Raw genomic sequence first — 19517 nt, 5'->3', positions numbered from 1 at the left:
AGCCTACCGCCAACGATGGGGGGGATCGCAAGTGTCGCGACGCATTATTTCGTGAGGGCTGCGTGAATCAATGGGTCACGCCGTCGGCGGCCTGGAAGGCGGCATCGAACAGGCGCTGTACCGGCGGTCCCATTTCCCCGGCCAGCACGGTGAGCAGGAACAGGCCCAGCAGCAACGCCACCGGCAGGCCGAGCTGGATCGGGTTCAACGCCGGCGCCGCGCGTGCCAGCACGCCGAAGGCCAGGTTGATCGCCAGCATCGCCACGGTGAGCGGCAGCGCCAGCCCCAGCGCGCCACGGAATACCTGCAGGGCAAACGTCGGCGCGGCACTCAGAAACGCGTTGATGTCGGGCAGCGAGGTGCCGATCGGCACGGCCTTGTAACTGTCCATCAGCAGCGAAATCAACGCGAGGTGGCCATTGCTGGTGAAGAACAGCAGGCCGAACAGCAGGTAGAACCACTGTCCGATCACGCCGGAACTGCCGCCGCGCAGCGGGTCGCTCATCTGCGCGAAGGCCAGGCCGGTGCCCTGGGCGACCAGCTCGCCGGCCATCGCGCCGGCCTCGAATACCAGTCGCAGCAGGAAGCCGATCGACACGCCGATGGCCAGTTCGCGGGCAATGCTCAACACGGTGGCCGCATCGAAGCCCGACCAGGCCGGCACCGGCGGCAGCATCGGCGACAGCGCCACGGCCAGCGCGCCGGCCAGGACCACGCGTACCCGCGAGGGCACCGCGCGGGTCCCGATCAGTGGCATGGCCATGATCATCGCGCCGATGCGCAGCATGGTCCACAGGATGGTGCCGATCATGCCGAAGGCCTGCAGGCCGTCGGCCGCCATCTGGGTGGCCGAATCCATCGTGGCTACCCGATCAGGTGGGGAATGCGCTGGAACAGCAGCGTGGTGTACTCCACCAGCTGGCCGATCAGCAGGCTGCCGAGCGCGAACAACACCGCGGTCAAGGCCGCGGCCTTGGCGACGAAGGCGATGGTGGGCTCGTTGAGCTGGGTGGCGGCCTGCACCACGCCGACCACCACGCCCACGATGAGCACGGTGAGCAGCAACGGGCCGGCCACCCACAGCACCACGATCAGCCCACCGCGCAGTTCGGTGAGGGCGAGTTCGGGGGTCATGTCACTGCACCGCGTTGAAGCTGGCGGCCAGCGTGCCCACCACCAGCACCCAGCCATCGACGAGCACGAACAGCAGGATCTTGAACGGTGCCGAGACCAGCATCGGCGACAGCATCATCATGCCCATCGACATCAGCACGCTGGCCACGACCAGGTCGATGATCACGAACGGGATGAAGATCAGGAAGCCGATTTCAAAGGCGGTCTTCAGCTCGCTGGTGACGAACGAGGCCACCAGCACCGGGAACGGGATCGCGTCCGGCCCGGAGTAGGTGCCGTGCCCGGCCATGCCGGCGAAGGTCATCAGGTCGGTCTCGCGGATCTGGGCCAGCATGAAGGCACGCAGCGGCGCGGTGGTGAGCGTCCAGGCGGTCTGGAAGTCGATCTCGCCATTGAGGTAGGGCGCCATGCCGGTACCCCAGGCCTTCTGCCACACCGGCAGCATCACCATCGCGGTGAGGAACAGGGCCAGGCCGAGCAGTACCTGGTTGGACGGGGTCTGGCCGGTGCCCAGCGCCTGGCGCAGCAGGCCCAGCACGATGATGATGCGGGTGAAGGCGGTCAGCACCAGCAGCATCGACGGGATCAAGGTGATCGCGGTCATCAGCAGCAGGGTCTGCAGCGGCAGGCTGACCGCTTGGCCGCCGATCTTGCCGACATTCACGTCCGGCAGCGACGGCGTGCCGGGCAGGCCGGGGGCGGCCATCGCCAGCGCGGGCAGGGCGCACAGCAGCAGGAGCAGCAGCAACGGCAGGTAACGGGTCCAGGAGGCGTTCGGGCCACGCATGATCAGGGTTCCTTGCGCAGCCGCTGTTGCAGCAGCTGGGCGAAATTCGGGAGATGTTTGAAGTCGGGCAGGCGCGCCGGGGCCGGCGTCGGCAGCGGTTCGGGCAGGTGGTGCAGGGTGTTGATGCCGCCGGCGGTCACGCCCAGCAGCAGCTGCTCACCGTTGACTTCCACCACCACCACGCGCTCCTTGGCGCCCACGTTGAGGCTGGCCACCACGCGCATGCCCTCGGCCGGGCGAAAGCCGCTGCCGGGCATGCGCTTGAGCAGCCAGCCCAGGCCGACGATCAGGGCCAGCACCGCCAGCAGCGCCAGCACCGCACCGAACATGCTCGGTGCGGCGGCCGCGTGCTGGCCGACCTTGGTCGCCGGGGTGCCGGAGGCGATGAGCAGCGATGCGATCAACGCAGTCTCCGGATCCGTTCGCTGGGGCTGACCACGTCGGTCAGGCGCACGCCGAAGCGATCGTTGATGACCACCACTTCGCCATGTGCGATCAGGGTGCCGTTGACGAACACGTCCAGCGACTCGCCGGCGCCGCGTTCCAGTTCCACCACCGAGCCCTGGTTGAGCTGCAGCAGGTTGCGGATCGGCAGGCGGGCGCGGCCCACTTCCAGCGACAGGGTCACCGGCACATCCAGGATCACATCCAGGTTGAGCTCGTCGCCGACGGTGGTGTCGTCGGACTGCAGCTGGGTGAACTGCGCCGGGGCCGGTTCGTTGGTGTCGATATCGTTCATTGCGGGTCTTCCTGCAGTACGGGAACGCGCGGGCGGGTGCCCGGGGGATGGGTGGCGGTGATCTTCACCGCGTTGAAGCCGTTGGCGACGCCGAACTCACCGGTGAACACCGGCACGTTCTCCACGCACACCGGCACCTGCTTGGGCAGTTCGATGGGCAGCACGTCGCCGATCTTCAGGCGGGTCAGGTCGCGCAGGCTCATGCGCTTGGTGGCCAGCACGCTGGACAGGGTGACTTCGGCCACGTTGAGCTGTTCGCGCAGCATCACGCCCCAGCTGGCATCGCGGTCGTTGCGGTCGCTCTGGATGCCGGCATCGAGCAGCTCGCGGATCGGTTCGAGCATCGAATAGGGCAGGGTGACGTGGATATCGCCGCCACCGCCGTCCAGTTCGACATGCAGGCGGCAGACCACCACGTACTCGCGCGGCGTCACGATGTTGGCGAAGTGCGGGTTGATCTCCGAGTTGATGTATTCCAGCTCGACATCCATCACCGGCGCCCAGGCTTCGCGCAGGTCGGCGAAGGTCTGCTTGAGCAGCAGCTGGATGACCCGCATTTCCGTGGCGGTGAACTCGCGGCCTTCGATGCGGGTCGGGTAGCGCCCGTCGCCGCCGAAGAAGTTGTCCACGATCGCGAACACCAGGGTCGGCTCGAACACGATCAGCCCGGTGCCGCGAAGCGGCTTGAAGCGGATCAGGTTGAGGTTGGTGGGCACGTACAGCGAGTGCATGTAGTCGTTGAACTTGATCAGCTCGATGCCACGCACCGACAGCTCGGCCGAGCGCCGGATCAGGTTGAACAGGCCGATCCGCCACAACCGGGCGAAGCGCTCGTTGACCATTTCCAGGGTCGGCATGCGCCCACGGATGATCCGGTCCTGGCTGGCGAAGTCATAGCTGCGCGCCTCGCCGGGCGTGGCGGCATCCACCTCGGTTTCGACCGCACCCGAATCCACGCCGTGCAACAGCGCATCGATTTCGTCCTGGGAAAGCAGGTCATTCATGGCAGGCCCTTACTGGGTGACGAAGCTGGTGAACAGCAGTTCGTCGGCGCCCGGCTTGCCGGTCTCGGCCTTGAGCAGCTTCTGCACCTCGGCCAGCGAGTCGGCCTGCAGGCGTTCCTTGCCGGCGCGGTCGGCGATCTGGTTCGGCTCGACCTGCGAGAACAGCATCAGCAGCTTGGCGCGGATGGCCGGGGCGTGCAGCTTGATCGCCTCCATCGCAACCGGGTCGCGGGTCATCAGCTGCACTTCGACCTGCAGGTAGCGCGGGCCGTCGAGGCTGCTGTTGAGGTTGACCACGAACGGCGGCTCCAGCCCGAAGTACTGCGCCGGGGCCGGCACCGCCTTGCTGGCGGTCGGCTTGGCGTCCTTGCTGTCGTGCTGGGAGGACGAGGCGAAATACCACGCGCCGCCACCGGCGGCACCGGCGGCCAGGACCGCCACCAGGGCAGTGATCAACAACGGACTACGCGGCTTGGCGGCCTTGTCCTTGTCGGCGGATTTCTTGGTTTTGTCGGCGGCTGCGGCCACGAGGGGAAGCTCCATTGGATTGCTTCCTGGCTACATGCAAAGCCCGTGCCTGAATGCCGGGGCCGCAGCGCGTCGGGTTTCTGGCGGCACGGCGACAGCGTGCCGCCACGCCACGCGTGGCCGAGGCCGCACAGACCCACCCAACGCGTAGAGCCACGCCATGCGTGGCTGGGCCGTACCGACCCACCCAACCGTAGCGCCACGCCATGCGTGGCTGGGCCGTACCGACCACCCAACCGTAGAGCCACGCCATGCGTGGCTGAGGCCGTACCGACCACCCAACCGTAGAGCCACGCCATGCGTGGCTGAGGCCGTACCGACCACCCAACCGTAGCGCCACGCCATGCGTGGCTGAAGCGCATACCGACCCCATCCAGCACCGCAAGGCCCCGGCCAACGCCCGGCACCCCGGGGTGGCGCTTACGCGTACGCGTCCACCAGCCCACGCTGGCGCATCAACTGCGCCGGCGACACGGTGATGTCGGCCAACGCCGGTTCCCCGTCGCCGCCGCCCGCGCCCGATTGACCGCCGCCCGCCGTGCCATCCTGCGCGGTGTGCTGGTGGCCGACATCGGCGTTGCCGAGCTGGAACCCCTGCTCGCCGAGCATTTCACGCAGGCGCGGCAGGCTGGTTTCCAGCGCGTGCCGGACCTCGGCATGCGCACTACTGAAACTGGCGTGGACCTTGTCGCCATCGATCTGCAGGCGCACTTCCACCTGGCCCAGGTCGTGCGGGGTGACCCGGATCACCGCGTGCCCGATCTTCTGGTCGGCCAGCCAGCCGATCCTCGCGCCCATGGCATCGCCGAAATCATCCGCGCCCACGTCCGGGGTGGCGGTCGGGCTGCCGCTGAAAACCGGGCTGGCCGTACTGCCCTTGAGCTCGGCGGCGGCATGCAGGGCGTGCAGCAGCGGCGCCTGCGGCGTGTCGCCGCCGTCGCTGCTGGCGATGGCATCGGTGACCGCCTTGAGCAGCTGGCTGTCGTCGGCAACCTCGGCATCGGCCGGCAGCACGATCGCGGCGGGCGCTGCGGCCGAGGCGGTCGCGCCCGTTGCCCCCGCAACGGGAAGCGCGGGTGCGGCCGCCGTCGGCGTGGCTGCGGCGGTGGCCAGCAGCGGGACGGTGGCAGCGCCGGTGGCGCCGGGAGCCGGCGCGGGCGCTGCGGCGGCCGGCGGTGCCGCCGGCGCCAGCCCAATCAGGGCGAGGCCGGCCAGGCCGAGCGGCGGCCATGGCGCGGCCTCGGTGTCCTCGGCCGGCGCCTCGCCGGGCTTGGCCGGGGTCGCTGGCGTGGCGGCAGTCGCCTCGCTGCCGGCGTCGATGGCGTCATCGCTGGCCGGGCGCTTGCCCGGTTCACCGGGTTTGGCGGCGTCTGCGTCGGGCGCCGGTGCGCCCTTCGCGTCCGGCGTGCCCGACCTGCCGGCGCGTCGTTCCGCGGGCTTGGCCACGCTGGTGGCGTCGCCCTTGAGCATCGCGTCAAAGTCCCGGCGGTCGCCAGTGGCGGCGCTGTCGGGACGCGGGCTGGCGCCGGTGAGCGTGGCGGTACCGGTGGCGGCGGCGCTGCCGAGCAGTGCGGGGGGCATCACGCGGTACCTCCGGTGTCGCTGTCGTCACGTTGCGCCTGGCGGCTGCGGCGCGCGCCCAGGTCATCCATCTCGCGCTGGTCGCGGCGGTCGGTGACCACCTTCTCCTGGGCACGGTAACTGGCGGCCAGCTGTTCCAGCACGGCCTTGTCGCGGCTGGCCAGGATCAAACGCGCGCGTTCGGCCTCGACCTTTTCGCGGTTGCTGTTCACGGTCTGGCTCTGCTGGGCCACCGCGCTGTCCAGCCGGTCCAGGAACGCGCGCCGGTTGAGCAGCTGCGCCGGGCTGGTCGCGGCCATCTGCGCGTTTGCATACTCTTCGGCGTAGCGGCGCAGTTCGTCCAGCCGCGACAGGTGGGTGTCGAGCGTGCGCTGGCGTTCGGCCAGGTCGCGCGCCACCTCGTCTTCGTGGTCCTGGGCCCGCTTGAGCAGGGGATCGAAACGCTTGGACTGGATCATGGCTTAGCTCTCTGGTTCCACCAGGCGCTTGAGTGCGGCCTGGCTATGCGGCAGGTCGGCTGCCTTGCCGACGTCCTGTCCGAGGAATTCGGCGATGTCCGACCAGCGCTCCAGCGCTTCGTCGGTGGCCGGATCGTTGCCACGCTGGTACGCGCCGATGGCGATCAGGTCGCGGTTGGACGAGTACGCCGAGACCAGCCGCTTGAGCTTGCGGATGCGCAGGCGCCACGGCTCGTCGGCGATCTCGGTGACCACGCGGCTGACCGAGGACTCCACGTCGATCGCCGGGTACAGGCCGCTGTCGGCCACGCGTCGCGACAACAGGATGTGGCCATCGAGGATGGCGCGCGCCGCGTCGGCGATCGGGTCCTGCGGATCGTCGCCTTCGGTCAGCACGGTGTAGAAGGCGGTGATCGAGCCGCGGCCCTTGGCACCGTTGCCGGCGCGTTCGACCAGGGCCGGCAGCTTGGCGAACACCGACGGCGGGTAGCCGCGGGTGGTCGGCGGCTCGCCCACCGACAGGCCGATCTCACGCTGGGCCTGGGCGAAGCGGGTCAGCGAATCCATCAGCAGCAGCACGTTCAGGCCCTGGTCGCGGAACCACTCGGCGATCGCAGTGGCGCGGTAGGCGCCGTGCAGGCGCGCCAACGGCGGGCGGTCGGCCGGGCTGGCCACCACCACTGCGCGGCGCAGGCCTTCCTCGCCGAGCGTGCTTTCGACGAAATCGCGGACTTCGCGGCCACGTTCGCCGATCAGCCCGACCACGATGACATCGGCGGCGGTGTAGCGGGTCATCATGCCCAGCAGCGTGGACTTGCCCACGCCCGAGCCGGCGAACAGGCCCACGCGCTGCCCGCGACCGATCGGCAGCAGCGCGTTGATCGCGCGCACACCCACGTCCAGCGGTTGGGTAATGGGTTCGCGGGCGAGCGGGTTGATCGACACGCCCGCCATGCTGACCGTGCCCTCGGCGCGGATCGGGCCCTTGCCATCCAGTGGCACGCCGTCGCTGTCGATGACCCGGCCAAGCAGGCCTTCACCGACTTCCACGCCCCCGCGGCCGAGCACCGGCACCACGCGCGCGTTGGGCAGCAGGCCATGCAGCTCGGCGCTGGGCATCAGGTAGGTGCGTTCGCCGGCGAAGCCGACCACTTCGGCGTCCACCCAGCCACCGTCGGCCACTTCGACCTTGCAGCTGGCGCCCAGCGGCGACTCGCAGCCCACCGCTTCCAGGGTGAGGCCCACGGCGCGGCGCAGCACGCCTTCGCGGATCAGCCCGCGGCCATGGGTGCCATCGGGCTGGATGCCGTCCAGGCGGGCGGCCAGGCGCAGATTGCGCGCGGCGGCCCAGTCGGCGGCGGGGGCCGGCGTCGGCAGGGGGTCGGCCATCATGCGCTGGCTCCGGAACGGCGCAGCACCGCATCGAGCGCGCCGCGCAGGCGCGCCTCGAGGGTGCCGTCGATGCGCACTGCCTCGGCATGCACGCGCAGATCGCCGCGGCTCAGGCTGAGGTCGGCGGTGAGGCGTTGGGTGGGCGACAGCTGCAGCAGCGGGGTGAGTGCGGCGATGTCGTCCGGGTGCAGGCGCACCTCGACCTCGCGGTTGGCGCCGCCCACGGCGTCCACGGCTTCGCCGACCAGCTGTGCGAGCAGGGCCGGGTCGGCCTCGTAGGCGCGGCCGACCAGGGTGCCGGCGATGCGCACGGCCAGTTCGCCGAGCGCGGCCACCACTTCGTTCTCCAGCCGCACCAGCGGCCGGCTGAAGTTGTCCAGGATGCCTTCGATCTGTGCGATCAGGCGGCGCACTTCGGCCTGGCCCTGGGCCAGGCCATCGGCGTGCCCCTGCTCGAAGCCGTCTTTCTCCGCGCTGTCCTGGATCGCCTGGATTTCTTCCAGCGTGGGCAGCTGCAGCAAGGGCTCCGGCTCGTGTTCGGGATCCGGTTCGGTGAGTTCGAACTGCTCCTCCTGCGGCGGCTCGGGCACCGCCAGCAGGTCCGGGGCAAGCCAGCGCACGGCGTTGTTCACAGCATCGCCTCCGCATTGCCGCCGATGGTGACGGTGCCTTCATCGGCCATGCGCTTGACGATGGCCAGGATCTCGCGCTGCGCCACTTCCACATCCGACAGGCGCACCGGGCCACGGGCTTCCATGTCTTCCAGCAGGATTTCGGCGGCACGCTGGGACATGTTGCGGGTGATCTTGTCGCGCACCTTGATGTCGGCGCCGCGCAGGGCCAGGCCGAGGCGCTCGCCGCTGACTTCGCGCAGCACCAGCTGCAGTTCGCGGTCGTCCAGGTCGACCAGGTCGTCGAACACGAACATCAGGTCCTGGATGCGGCCGCTCAGCGGCGCGTCGATGCGTGCGATTTCACCCAGGATCGCCTGGTCCTGGCCGCTGTCCATGAAGTTGAGGATGTTGGCCGCGCACTGCACGCCGCCGATGTTGGACGACTTCAGGTTCTGGTTGCCGGCGAACTGGCGCTCCATGATTTCGTTCAGTTCGTTCAGTGCGTTCGGCGGAATGCCGTCCAGCGTGGCGATGCGCAGCAGTACGTCCACGCGGGTGCGTTCGGGCAGCAGCTTGAGCGCGTCGGCGGCCTGGTCGGTTTCCAGGTGGGCCATCACGATGGCGATGATCTGCGGGTGTTCGTTGCGGACCAGGTCGGCCACCGCACGCGGGTCCATCCACTTCAGCGCGTCCAGGCCGGTGGTGTTGCGGCCGAGCAGGATGCGGTCGATCAGGTTGCCGGCCTTCTCGCTGCCCAGCGCCTGCACCAGCATGTTGCGGATGTAGTCGTCCGAGCCGACGCCGAGGGAGGTCTTGGAGCCCAGTTCGTTGCTGAACTGGTCCATGACCCCTTCGACCTGGGCGCGGGTGATGTCGGTCATGGTGGCCATGGCGATGCCGATCTTCTGCACCTCCTTGGGTTCCATGTGGCGCAGCACTTCGGCCGCGTCCAGTTCGCCCAGCGAGAGCAGCAGCACGGCCGCGCGCTGCACGCCGGTCAACGGTGCGTTGGGGGCGGCGTCAGTCATTGGCCACCCAGCCCTTGACCACCTGGGCCACGCGCTTGGAATCGGTCTTTACAGCTTCACGCGCCATGCGCAGTCGTTCCTCGTAGGAGTCCACCGGCAGGGCCAGGGTTTCATGTCCGGCCGCGCCCAGCCGCTCGCTACCGAGCGCGGGCAGGCCCTCGCCGTCGTCGACCAGCTGCACGTCGGCACTGTGCGGTTCCAGGGGTTCATCGCCAGGCTTCCGGGCCTGGCCGGTGATCGAGCGCAGCGCCGGGCGCAGCACGCCGAACACCAGCGCCAGCACCACGATCGCGCCGAGCAGCAGTCGCAGGCCATCCTGCACCTGCGGCAGCTCCCACCACTTCGGGCCTTCGACCGGGGTCACTTCGCGCACGAACGGGGCGTTCATCACCGACACGGTGTCGCCGCGCTCGGCGTCGAAGCCGACCGCCTGCTTGACCAGGGCTTCGACCCGGGTGAGCTCGGCGGCGGACAGCGCCTGGTCCACCATCTTGCCGTTGGCACCGGCGCGCGGCACGTTGTCCACCAGCACGGCCACCGAGACACGCTTGATGCGGCCAGCCGGCTGGCGGGTGTGCTGCAGGGTGCGGTCGAGTTCGTAATTGCGGGTGGCGTTCTTGGAGGTTTCGGTGGGCGTGGCCGCGGTGGTCGGCACGGCGGCCGGGCCGGGCGGGGTATTGCTGGCCGCGCCCGGCACGCCCTGCGGGCCCGGGGTGCTGCTGCTGTTCTCGCTCATCTGCTCGCTGCGCAGCTTCTGCGGCTCGCCGTTGTACAGCTCGCGGGCTTCCTCGATCACCGAGAAGTCCATGTCCACGCTGACTTCGGGGTTGACCCGGCCGGGGCCGGTCATGGGCTCGAGCAGTTCGCGGATGCGCTGGTTGAAGGAGGTCTCCTGGCGGCGCACCTGCTCGAACTGCGCCGCGTTCAGCGCCGCCTCGCTGTTCGGATCGGACACGCTCAGCATGCGCCCGCTCTGGTCGACCACGGTCACGCGTTCAGGGGTGAGGTCGGGGATGCTGGCGGCAACCATGTGCACGATCGCATCGATCTGGCCGCGCTCGAGCTGCTGCCCGCCGCGCAGTTCCAGCACCACCGAGGCGCTGGCCACGTCACGCTGGCGGGTGAAGGCGCTCGGCTTGGGGATGGCCAGGTGCACGCGCGAATCGCGCACCGGGCGCAGGGTGTTGATGGTGCGCGAGAGCTCGGTTTCCAGCGAGTGCTGGTAGCGCGCGTTCTCCATGAACTGGCTGACGCCGAAGCCCGGGTCACGCTCCATCAGTTCGAAACCGAGCCGGCCGCTGTCGGTCAGGCCCGAACCGGCCAGCTTGAGGCGCGCGTCGTGCAGGTTTTTCTCCGGCACGGTGATGCCCCCGGTGGCCGGGTCCAGTTCGAAGGGAATCTGCGCGGTGCGCAGCAGGTCGGTGGCTTCGGCGGTGGCCTTCTGGTCCAGGCCGGTGTACAGCGGCACCATGCCCGGTTTCTGCGACCAGAAGAACACGAACAGGCCTGCCGCCACGGCCACGGCGATCATCGCCATCAGTCCGAGCCGACGGGTGATCTGCAGGCTTTGCAGCCGGTCGAACCACTGGCCCGCCTTTTCGGCGTTCAGGGATTCCTTGGAGAGCGACAGGGCCATGCGTTTCTATCCTTACAGCGGCATGTTCATCACGTCCTGGTAAGCCTGGACGAGACGGTTGCGGACTTCCACGGTGGCGCGGAAGGCGATCTGGGACTGCTGCGAGGCGACCATGACCTTGGCCAGGTCGGCACCGGGTTCACCCAGTTCGAAGGCCTTGGCGAGGGCGCCGGATTTCTGTTGCGCTTCGTTGACGCCGGCAATGGCGCCGCGCAGGGTTTCGGTGAAGCTCGGGCCCTGTACTTCCTGCGGCGACACCAGGCCCTGGATGGCATTGCTCTTCGGCGCCTCCGTCAGCGGGCTGACGGCGGACTGCCCCATCTGGGTCTGGAGGGTGCGGATCTGGGAAAGGACGGAGGTGACGGAGTGCGACATCTGGAACGTTCCGAAGCTGGGATGGGGTTTCGAGTGAATACGTTGCAAGTGGCGTGCCGAAATCGCTGCACGGTTCAGTTTTGTTGGTGTAGCTGGCGATGCGGTGGGTCGGGCGGGCCCCGGTGCTGCGGGCGGGGGCTGCGGCAACCTGACGCGGCGCCGGGTCGGCTTACTGGCGTCGGAAAACCGGCGGCGGCGAATGGCTGGCGGGGTGGTGGGGAGGTGGGTTGTTTGTCTCCGTTCGGCGGTGTCGCGAGCGGTGGGGCCCCGTAGCGGTCGGTAGGCCCCTGGTGCAAATGTCCCCCGGCCGCAAGCGGCCTCCTCCTTTATTTTGCCCAGGGGCCTACCGACCGCTACGGGGCTCGGCTTGCGGTACGGACGGGGAGCGGAGCAGGCAGGACGGCCTTTGGTGGGGCGGGCGCTGGGCCCCATGCCCTTGGAGGCGAAATAAAGGGGGAGGGGGCGGCCGCAGGCCGACGCCGGAGGACATTCGCCGGAAAGGGTATGGGGCCCAGCGCCCGCCCCACCAAAAGCCGCGTCCGGAACGCGTCAAGGCATGCTTCTGCCGGCCACCCGGAGGGCTCGGGGACAAAAAAAAGCCCGGGCAGGCCCGGGCTTTTTGGGTGCTGCGCGGCGATCAACCGGCCAGTTCGGCCTGGTCGCGTTCGATACCGTACTTGCGCAGCTTTTCCACCAGGGTGGTGCGGCGCAGGCCGAGCAACTGCGCGGCGTGGGCAACCACGCCCTGGGTGCGCTCCAGCGCCTCGTTGATCAGGGTCAGCTCGATGTTGGCCATGTGGTTGCGCAGGTCCAGGCCGGCATCGGGCAGGCCGGTGGCGCGGGTGACCGGGCCGATGCCGTTCTCCAGCGGGGCAGCCGTGCCCGGGGCCGGGGTGTGGAAAGAGAAGCTGCGCAGGTCCAGGCGCTCGTCGACCGGCGCCGGCGGCGCGGCCACGGGGGCCGGTGCCGCCACGCTGAAATCGCCGCGGTACCGTGCCGGCAGGTCCTGCACGCGCACGTTGCCGCCGGGGTGCAGCACCGCCAGGCGCTCGACCAGGTTGGTCAGCTCGCGCACGTTGCCCGGCCACTCGTAGCTGGCCAGCGCCTGCAGTGCCTCGGCGCTGAAACGTACTTCACCACGGCCGGTGCGGGCCAGCTGCGCGGCGATGGTGGTCACCAGCGCCGGCAGGTCTTCGCTGCGCTCGCGCAGGGCCGGCACGTCGATCGGGAACACGTTGAGACGGTAGAACAGATCCTCGCGGAACTTGCCGTCGGCGATACGCGACTCCAGGTCGCGGTGGGTCGCGGCGATCACCCGCACGTTGCAGCGGATGGTCTGGTTGCCGCCGACCCGCTCGAAGCTGCGTTCCTGCAGCACGCGCAGCAGCTTGACCTGCATCGGCAGGCTCATGTCGCCGATCTCGTCCAGCAGCAGCGTGCCGCCTTCGGCCATTTCGAAACGGCCCTTGCGCGCGCTCAGTGCACCGGTGAACGCGCCTTTTTCGTGACCGAACAGTTCGCTTTCCAGCAGGTCGGCGGGAATCGCGCCGCAGTTGATCGCCACGAACGGGCCATCGCGACGCGGCGAGCGCTGGTGGATCGACCGCGACACCACTTCCTTGCCGGTGCCCGATTCGCCCAGCACCAGCACCGTGGTGTCGAACGCGGCAACCTGCTCGATCATCAGGCGCAACGCGCTCACCGCCGCGCCGTCACCGGTCGGGCCCTGTTCCTGCACGGCGCCGGCCTGGTGCTCGGCGTCCAGTCGCTTCAGGCTCGCGCGGCGCAGCAGCGCTTCCATCTGCGCATGGCGCAGCGGGGCTTCCAGCGGCCACACGTTGGCTTCGTGCAGGCCGTGCTGCTGGGCGAAGCTGGCGGCATCGCCATCGACCAGCATCACCGGCGGCGGCAGGGCGCCCTTGCCGACCCAGGCAAACAGCGCATCGCTGCGCGCGCCGGGGTCCAGGCTGCCGATGATCACCGCCACCCAGTCGTTGGGACGCTGGCGGGTGGTGTCGATATCGGCCGCGTCGGCCACCCAGCGCGGGTTGAAATCCATGAACTCGAGCAGGGCGACGGTGCGTTCGGCGCGGACGGCGTCGTTGTCCAGTACCAGGATGCGCGACTCACTCATGATCCTTCCCCTTCAGGCCTTCCAGGATAGGCATGACCTCCTGGATGTAGGACAGCTTGCTGACGAAGTTGTCGGCGCCGGCACGCAGCGCGTGTTCGCGGTGCTCGACATCGTCGAAATGGCTGGCGATGACGATGTAGGGCGCATCGTCCTGCGACTTGATCAGGCGGGTGGCCTGCAGGCCGCCCATCTCGGGCATGGCCAGGTCCATCAACACCACCTGCGGGCGCAGCGACTCGGAGCGTTCGATGGCTTCCAGGCCGTTGGCGGCGCTGCCGATCACGTCCAGCCAGTCGACCTTGCGGAAGTGGCGCATGGCGGCATTGATGAAACCCTCGTGGTCGTCGACCAGCAGGACGGTGAGCTTGTTCATGTCTTCCATTTCCTTCAGCCCACCCGGGCCAATTGCGGGGTGCGGGCATGCATCCGGCGGCGTTCGCGGGCCGGGGCGATGTCCAGTTGTTCTCGGTATTTTGCAACGGTACGGCGGGCGATGTTGACCCCCTGGCGCGACAGCAGCCCGGCAATGGCCTCATCGGCCAGCGGCCGGCCGACCGGCTCGGCATCGATCAGCCGGCGCACCATCGCCTTGACCGCCTGGCCGGAGACGCTGGCGCCTTCCAGCCGCACGGCGAAGAAGTGCTTCAGCTCCAGCGTGCCGCGCGGGGTCTGCAGGTACTTGCCGGTGGTGATGCGCGAGACAGTGGACTCGTGCATGCCGATCGCATCGGCCACTTCCTTCAGGGTCAGCGGCGCCATCGCTTCCTCGCCGCGGGTCAGGAACCCGGCCTGGCGCTCGATGATCACCCGGGTGGTGCGCAGCAGGGTGTCATAGCGCATCGACAGCCCACGGGTCAGCCAGCGCGCTTCCTGCAGCATGTCGCGCAGCGGCTGGGCGGCCTCGCCGGCGTCGGCCAGCGCGGCTTCGTAGCTGGCGTTGATGCCCAGGCGGCGGCTGGTGGCCGGGTTCAGCGCCACGCGCCACTGGCCATCGGCGTGCCAGGCGATCACGTCCGGGATGACCACGCCGTTGTCGTCCGGGCGCAGGCTGTCGCCCGGGCGCGGCTGCAGCGACAGGATCAGCCGCACCGCTTCGTGGATGTCGGCGATCTCGGCGTCGAGCTGGCGCGACAGGGCCAGGTAGTCGTGCGCGGCCAGCGCGGCCAGGCCCTCGTCGAGCACGCGCTGGGCGAGGTGGCGGGCGGGCACGCGGCCGGGCAGGGCGCGCAGCTGCACGCTCAGGCATTCGTGCAGGTCCTGGGCGGCCAGCCCGGCCGGGTCGCCGTGCAGGATCTGCTGGCGCACCGCTTCCACCCCGGCGGCATCCACGTCGCACCGCGCGCTGGCCAGCAGCTGCAGCTGTGCCAGCGGGGCATCGAGGTAGCCAGCGTCGTCGCAATGCTCCAGCCAGAAACTGGCCACGGCCAGTTCGCGCGCATCCAGCTCCAGCGACAGGCGCTGCAGGGCGCGCAGCTGCGGGTCGCTGGATTCGTCGGCGGCGATGCGCTGCATGCGGTCGTCGTCGCCGTCCTGCCAGCTGGCGCCGGGCACGTCCCACATGGCGCTTTCGGGAAGCTCGTCGAAGGCGGCCACTTCCTGCACGGTCACGCTCTCGCTGGTGTCACTGGCCGGCGCCTCGGGCGCTTCTTCCAGTTCCAGCAGCGGGTTGGTTTCCAGTGCGCGGCGGATCTCCAGCTCGAGCTGCATGCCGTCCAGCTGCAGCAGCCGGATCGACTGCAGCAGTTGCGGCGTGAGGTGGAGCTGCTGACCCAGCTGGGTCGACATCGTCGGCTTCATGTGTTTTTCCCCGTCGCACCGACTCCCCGGTGCGTTATGGAACACATCTTGCTTCTGATATCCCGACGCCGTAATCGGGGGGTTCCTGAGTGCTGTCGTTGGTTTCCTGACGCTCCGTCAGGAAAACCCCTACATGACCCCGGACTTTTGACGCTGCCTGCGGCGGGATCCCTTGTGTTTCCGTAGCCAAGGTGTCTGGGGGCGGTTCAAAAATCCGGCGGACCGCAGGCTGAAGCCTTCAGGGTGTCGGGGAACCGACGCATTGCCCGGGCCGGTTCACTCCAGCTCGTGCTGGTGGCGGGCGGCAAGCAGCAGCAGATCGTTGGCGCGGCGGCACCCCAGCGACTCCATCATGCGCGCGCGGTGGGTTTCCACCGTCTTGACGCTGATGCCCAGGTCGGCGGCGATTTCCTTGTTGCTCTCGCCGCGGCCGATCTGGCGCAGGATTTCGCGCTGGCGCGGCGACAGCGCCGCCACCCCGACCGGTTTTTCCTTGCCCAGCATGGGCGCCAGCATCTTGGCCGAGATCTGCGGACTCAGGAATACCTGGCCGGCGTGGGCGGCCCGCAGGGCCAGTTCCAGCTCCTGCGGCGCGGCATCCTTGACCACGAAGCCGACGGCGCCACGGTCCAGGGCATCGCGCACGTGCACGGCGTCGTCGTGCATGGTCATCATCACCACCCGGGTGCCGGGGGCGCGCAGCAGGATGTCGCTCAGGGCTTCCAGGCCGGTGCGGCCGGGCAGCGAGAGGTCCATCAGGATCACGTCCGGGCTGTGCTGGATGGCCAGTTGCAGGGCCTGTTCGGCGTTGCTGGCTTCTGCGGCGACGTCCACGTCGGCAAAGCCCTGGAGCAGGCGGCTGAGGCCGGCGCGGACCAGGGTGTGATCGTCGACGATGAGAACGCGCACAGGCAGGGCTTCGGCAGATGTTAAGGCGGGGTGACCACCTTAACGGAGTGGCGGCCTACCGCCAAGCCGATCCCGTCACGGTAGTGCCTGCCGTTGGCTGGCAACCCGTCAAAAAATGGGCTCAGGGGTCCAGCGGACGGCGGTCGGCCAGGCGCGCCTGCGCGACCTGGCGACGGTGCAGGCGGAACAGGTGCCGTTCCAGCGCCATCTCCAGCGCATCGCTCATCGGCTCGAAACGCAGCCAGAGGAAATGCGCGCCGGCGCCGGTGGCCGCTTCGGCCAGCACGGAGACGGGCAGGTCGATATGGTCCGGCAGCCAGTCGCAGGGCTGCAGCCGGATCACGCCCAGGCTGCCAGCCGTCGCGCCGGTACGCATGCCCTGTTCCAGGCGGATGCCGCGCCGCGACCAGCGCAGCGGGCGCAGGTCCAGGTCCTGCGCGGTCTGCCGCACCAGCCGGCCGAGCAGCACCATGGTCAGGTCCAGCTTGGCCTCCAGGCGCTGCAGTTGCGCGGTGGCTTCGCCGCGCTCGTCGTGGCCGTCATCGCCGCGCGAATCTTCCACCAGGGCCACGCTGCGCAGCAGGGTCTCGGCGCTGCCCGGACGCACCACCGCGCTGCCCAGGCGGAACTCGGCCGGCAGCGCCACCTCGCAGCTCAGCGTTTCATCGAACAGCTCGCTTTCGGCCGGATGATGGATGGCGCTGGGCCGCAGCTCGCTCATGACAGGGATTCCGCGGTGAGGTAGGCATGCGCGGCGCGGTTGGCGGCAGCGCCCTTGCGCACGTGGCCCGCGGCCTCGTCGCGCTGGCTCATGATCATCACCATCAGGCGCTGCTGGCGGCTTTCCAGTGCGCGCAGGCCGGCAACGTCATCCAGCCCGCCGGGCTGGGCCAGCAGTTGGGTCTGGTCGGCGTGCAGGGTGTCCAGGCAGGTGCCCGCACGTGCGTGGTCACCGTCCAGCAACGCTGCTTCCAGCGTGTCCAGCGTGCTGTTGAGGTCGGCCAGGGTGGGCGCGGTGGCCATTACACGGCGGCCTGCGCGGGCGCGCGCTGGTCGCGCGGGATTGCATTCCAGGCCGCGTCGATCTCGCCCAGCAGCTCCAGCGACTCGCGCAGGGCCTCCGGATCGTTGTGCAGGTTGGCTTCGGTCAGGCGCTGCATGACGTAATCGTACAGGGCCGACAGATTGCCGGCGATCTCGCCACCGGCTTCATGGTCGAGCGAGCCGTTGAGATGCCCGACGATCGCGCACACCTCGCCGATCGCCTTGCCCTTGCGCGCCTGATCGCCACGTTCCAGGCAGGCCTGGGCCAGCCGCACGCGTTCGAGTGCACCGGCCAGCAGCAACGCCACCAGCTTGTGCGGGTCGGCGTCGATGATCGAGCTCTGCACGCCGACCTTGCGGTACTGCTCGGTGAATTGACGGTTTGAACCGTACATCAATCATGTCTCCTTCGTGCGGGGCCGCGTGCCTTGCGGGGTCTGCGGCACCGGGGTGGAGCCTGCGTTGGCTGCTGCGCTGGTACCAGTATCGGCAGCGTTCGCGCTTTACTTGAGCAGGCGGCCGTGTCGATCAACCGGCCAGCTGACTGAGCTGCGAGGTGAGCGACGACGTGGTCTGGCTCAGCTTGCCCATCAATGCATCCAGGGCCAGGAACTGCTTCTTGTAGCGTTCCTCCACGCCGGCCATGCGCACGTCCAGCGCCGCGCGGCGCTTGTCGATGTCGGTCAGGGTGGCGTTGATGCTCTTGGTGCGCGAAACAAAGGCGCCTTCCTTGCCAACGGTGGTGCTGACATAGCCATCCACCATGTTGAACAGCTTGGTAGCCGCGCCGTCATCACCGGTCAGCGCCTGCCGTACCGCACCGGCCTGGTTGACCAGCGCCGCCTCGAACTTGGTGGCATCCAGCACCAGGCTGCCGTCGGCGTTGGGATAGGCGCGGGTCTGCAGACCCAGCGTCTTCGGGTCCAGGCCGACCGCGGCGAGGTCCTTGAGCACGCCGCCCATCATCGAGCGCAACTGGCTGGAGGCGCCGCGCATCTGCGCATCGCCGGTCAGCGAGGAGGGCTCCTTGTTCTCGATGTCGTACTTGGTGGCGGTGTTGATCGCGCTGATCGCACCGTTGTAGGCGGTGACGAAGTCCTGCATCACCTTGCGTGCGGCCGCCACGTCGGTGCTGACGGTGACGGTGGTGTCGCCCTTCTTCTTGAGGTTGAGGGTCAGGCCGGGAACCACGTCGGTGACGGTGTTCTCGCTGGACACCACTTCCACCCCGTCGATGGTGAGCTTGGCATCGGCGGCCGGGGTGCGTTCGGTCAGGCTGTTGGCCAGTGCGGTCAGCTCGGCATTGCCGGCACCGGCGCTGAGATTGATCGCATTGGCGGTGCCGGACTTCTCCTGCGACAACGACAGGTACTGGTTGTCGCCGGAGGCGATGAGGGTCGACTGTACGCCCAGGCTGCGGCCGGCCTTTTCGATCTTGGTGCGGATCGAGGACAGGGTGTCATCGGCCTCGACCTGGATCTCCAGCGTCTTCTTTTTGTCGCCCACGCCCACGTCCAGCGTCAGGGTGCCGGCGCCGAAGGTCTTGGTCTTGGGCACCGCCGTGTCGGCGATCCACTTGTTGGCCGTGGCCAGCTGGTCGACGTGGATGACATGGTTGCCGGTGGCCGCCGAATTGGTGCTGGTGACCGTCAGGATGTCGTCGGTGCCGTCCTTGGTCGCACTGACCAGGCGGGCGTCGAACGCGGTCGAGGCCTTCAGCGCCTTCAACGAGGTGCTCAGCAGGTCGAACGCGGACTTGACCGTGCCCACTGCCGACAGCTGCATCTTGGCTTTGGACTGCTGCAGGTTGAGTGCGTTGTCCGAAGGTTTGCGGTCTGCCGCCACCAGGCTGGCGACCATGCCGGAAATATCCAGTCCGGAACCGATGCCGCCGTAACCAAAGTCAGCCACGTTGTATCTCCTGTCTGTGTGCCGCCGCGGCGTCGCCGCGTGGCCGTGCTGTCAACGAAGGTAGCGGCCGTAGCCGCCAGGTCTTTAGAACCACGTTGATGCAGGAGTTGTGCCAATGGCCTGGCGCGGAGAAATGGCACGCGCTTTGCAGGGGCATAAGGGCGGGACGCAATGCAGGTCCGGCCGGTGGTCTGTAAAAAACCCTCCTCCAATGTAGAGGAGGGCTCAGGCTACTGAAAAGCGGGGGGAGACGAAGCCACCCGGTGAGTTCAGTCAAACAAACAGCGCTGATAACGGTTGGGCCGCAGGGGCGGGCCATGGCCACGGTGGATGTGGCGACCGGGAGAGAGTCCGGCCCATGGCCATGGCCCGTTCCTGCGCGACAGTTGGCTGTCTTGTCGGGGTTGCCCGCGCCGCCGGCCTTGGCCGGCGGCGTGGACGCGTGA

At 68.8% G+C, this 19517-nt stretch carries 22 protein-coding genes; all 22 read right to left on the bottom strand.

What is annotated here, in order from left to right:
- Positions 1 to 67 precede the first annotated feature (67 nt).
- The 22 genes from fliR to fliD all read right to left on the bottom strand — a co-directional run bounded on the left by fliR (position 68) and on the right by fliD (position 19071).
- Positions 68 to 859 carry a flagellar biosynthetic protein FliR gene (fliR, locus tag AC06FD_RS16130; RefSeq protein WP_394163762.1) on the bottom strand — a complete coding sequence of 264 codons (792 nt, stop codon included), beginning with the start codon at positions 857 to 859 and terminating at the stop codon, positions 68 to 70.
- 5 nt (positions 860 to 864) lie between these two features.
- The gene (locus AC06FD_RS16125; protein ID WP_038688486.1) at positions 865 to 1134 is read right to left on the bottom strand and encodes a flagellar biosynthetic protein FliQ; all 270 of its coding nucleotides are present in this window, start codon (positions 1132 to 1134) and stop codon (positions 865 to 867) included.
- Between the two features lies 1 nt (position 1135).
- Positions 1136 to 1921, bottom strand: a complete 786-nt coding sequence (fliP, locus tag AC06FD_RS16120) for a flagellar type III secretion system pore protein FliP (protein ID WP_259202535.1) — start codon at positions 1919 to 1921, stop codon at positions 1136 to 1138.
- 2 nt (positions 1922 to 1923) lie between these two features.
- Positions 1924 to 2325, bottom strand: a complete 402-nt coding sequence (gene fliO / locus AC06FD_RS16115) for a flagellar biosynthetic protein FliO (protein WP_478078339.1) — start codon at positions 2323 to 2325, stop codon at positions 1924 to 1926.
- The gene (gene fliN, locus AC06FD_RS16110) at positions 2322 to 2660 is read right to left on the bottom strand and encodes a flagellar motor switch protein FliN (protein ID WP_259202538.1); all 339 of its coding nucleotides are present in this window, start codon (positions 2658 to 2660) and stop codon (positions 2322 to 2324) included. Before fliN ends, fliO begins: the two co-directional genes overlap by 4 nt.
- Positions 2657 to 3664: a flagellar motor switch protein FliM gene (gene fliM / locus AC06FD_RS16105; RefSeq protein ID WP_259202540.1), complete on the bottom strand. Its 1008-nt coding sequence runs from the start codon at positions 3662 to 3664 to the stop codon at positions 2657 to 2659. The genes fliN and fliM overlap by 4 nt, the downstream gene beginning before the upstream one ends.
- Positions 3665 to 3673: 9 nt before the next feature.
- A complete protein-coding gene (locus tag AC06FD_RS16100; protein ID WP_259202541.1) occupies positions 3674 to 4207 on the bottom strand; it encodes a flagellar basal body-associated FliL family protein in 534 nt (177 codons plus the stop codon).
- Positions 4208 to 4612: 405 nt separating this feature from the next.
- Complete coding sequence (locus AC06FD_RS16095; protein WP_478078408.1) at positions 4613 to 5773, bottom strand: flagellar hook-length control protein FliK; 1161 nt, start codon at positions 5771 to 5773, stop codon at positions 4613 to 4615.
- The gene (gene fliJ / locus AC06FD_RS16090) at positions 5773 to 6231 is read right to left on the bottom strand and encodes a flagellar export protein FliJ (protein WP_394163763.1); all 459 of its coding nucleotides are present in this window, start codon (positions 6229 to 6231) and stop codon (positions 5773 to 5775) included. The genes AC06FD_RS16095 and fliJ overlap by 1 nt, the downstream gene beginning before the upstream one ends.
- 3 nt (positions 6232 to 6234) lie before the next feature.
- On the bottom strand, positions 6235 to 7623 hold the full coding sequence (locus AC06FD_RS16085) for a FliI/YscN family ATPase (protein ID WP_478078338.1): 1389 nt from the start codon (positions 7621 to 7623) through the stop codon (positions 6235 to 6237).
- Entirely contained in the window at positions 7620 to 8255 is a 636-nt protein-coding gene (locus tag AC06FD_RS16080) for a FliH/SctL family protein (RefSeq protein ID WP_259202546.1), read from the bottom strand. Before AC06FD_RS16080 ends, AC06FD_RS16085 begins: the two co-directional genes overlap by 4 nt.
- Positions 8252 to 9238, bottom strand: a complete 987-nt coding sequence (fliG, locus tag AC06FD_RS16075) for a flagellar motor switch protein FliG (protein ID WP_259203514.1) — start codon at positions 9236 to 9238, stop codon at positions 8252 to 8254. Before fliG ends, AC06FD_RS16080 begins: the two co-directional genes overlap by 4 nt.
- A gap of 19 nt (positions 9239 to 9257) precedes the next feature.
- Complete coding sequence (fliF, locus tag AC06FD_RS16070; protein ID WP_478078337.1) at positions 9258 to 10901, bottom strand: flagellar basal-body MS-ring/collar protein FliF; 1644 nt, start codon at positions 10899 to 10901, stop codon at positions 9258 to 9260.
- 12 nt (positions 10902 to 10913) lie between these two features.
- Entirely contained in the window at positions 10914 to 11276 is a 363-nt protein-coding gene (fliE, locus tag AC06FD_RS16065; RefSeq protein WP_259202549.1) for a flagellar hook-basal body complex protein FliE, read from the bottom strand.
- A gap of 637 nt (positions 11277 to 11913) precedes the next feature.
- Complete coding sequence (locus AC06FD_RS16060; protein WP_449335818.1) at positions 11914 to 13410, bottom strand: sigma-54 dependent transcriptional regulator; 1497 nt, start codon at positions 13408 to 13410, stop codon at positions 11914 to 11916.
- Positions 13403 to 13783 carry a response regulator gene (locus AC06FD_RS16055; protein WP_259202551.1) on the bottom strand — a complete coding sequence of 127 codons (381 nt, stop codon included), beginning with the start codon at positions 13781 to 13783 and terminating at the stop codon, positions 13403 to 13405. The genes AC06FD_RS16060 and AC06FD_RS16055 overlap by 8 nt, the downstream gene beginning before the upstream one ends.
- Before the next feature lie 14 nt (positions 13784 to 13797).
- Positions 13798 to 15207, bottom strand: a complete 1410-nt coding sequence (gene rpoN / locus AC06FD_RS16050) for an RNA polymerase factor sigma-54 (protein ID WP_478078336.1) — start codon at positions 15205 to 15207, stop codon at positions 13798 to 13800.
- Positions 15208 to 15483: 276 nt separating this feature from the next.
- Positions 15484 to 16116 (bottom strand): response regulator, encoded by a 633-nt coding sequence (locus AC06FD_RS16045; RefSeq protein WP_256776975.1) that lies wholly within the window; start codon positions 16114 to 16116, stop codon positions 15484 to 15486.
- Positions 16117 to 16237: 121 nt separating this feature from the next.
- Entirely contained in the window at positions 16238 to 16837 is a 600-nt protein-coding gene (locus AC06FD_RS16040) for a PilZ domain-containing protein (protein ID WP_259202553.1), read from the bottom strand.
- Positions 16834 to 17139, bottom strand: coding sequence for a hypothetical protein (locus AC06FD_RS16035; RefSeq protein ID WP_259202555.1), 306 nt, complete (start codon positions 17137 to 17139; stop codon positions 16834 to 16836). The genes AC06FD_RS16040 and AC06FD_RS16035 overlap by 4 nt, the downstream gene beginning before the upstream one ends.
- A complete protein-coding gene (gene fliS, locus AC06FD_RS16030; RefSeq protein ID WP_259202556.1) occupies positions 17139 to 17555 on the bottom strand; it encodes a flagellar export chaperone FliS in 417 nt (138 codons plus the stop codon). Before fliS ends, AC06FD_RS16035 begins: the two co-directional genes overlap by 1 nt.
- Before the next feature lie 133 nt (positions 17556 to 17688).
- Positions 17689 to 19071, bottom strand: a complete 1383-nt coding sequence (gene fliD / locus AC06FD_RS16025) for a flagellar filament capping protein FliD (RefSeq protein WP_478078335.1) — start codon at positions 19069 to 19071, stop codon at positions 17689 to 17691.
- Positions 19072 to 19517 lie beyond the last annotated feature (446 nt).

It is taken from the genome of Stenotrophomonas sp. Steno-Z1 (assembly GCF_056393175.1).
The sequence above is the reverse complement of the archived record's forward strand: the minus strand, read 5'-3'. Positions and strand labels throughout refer to the sequence as shown.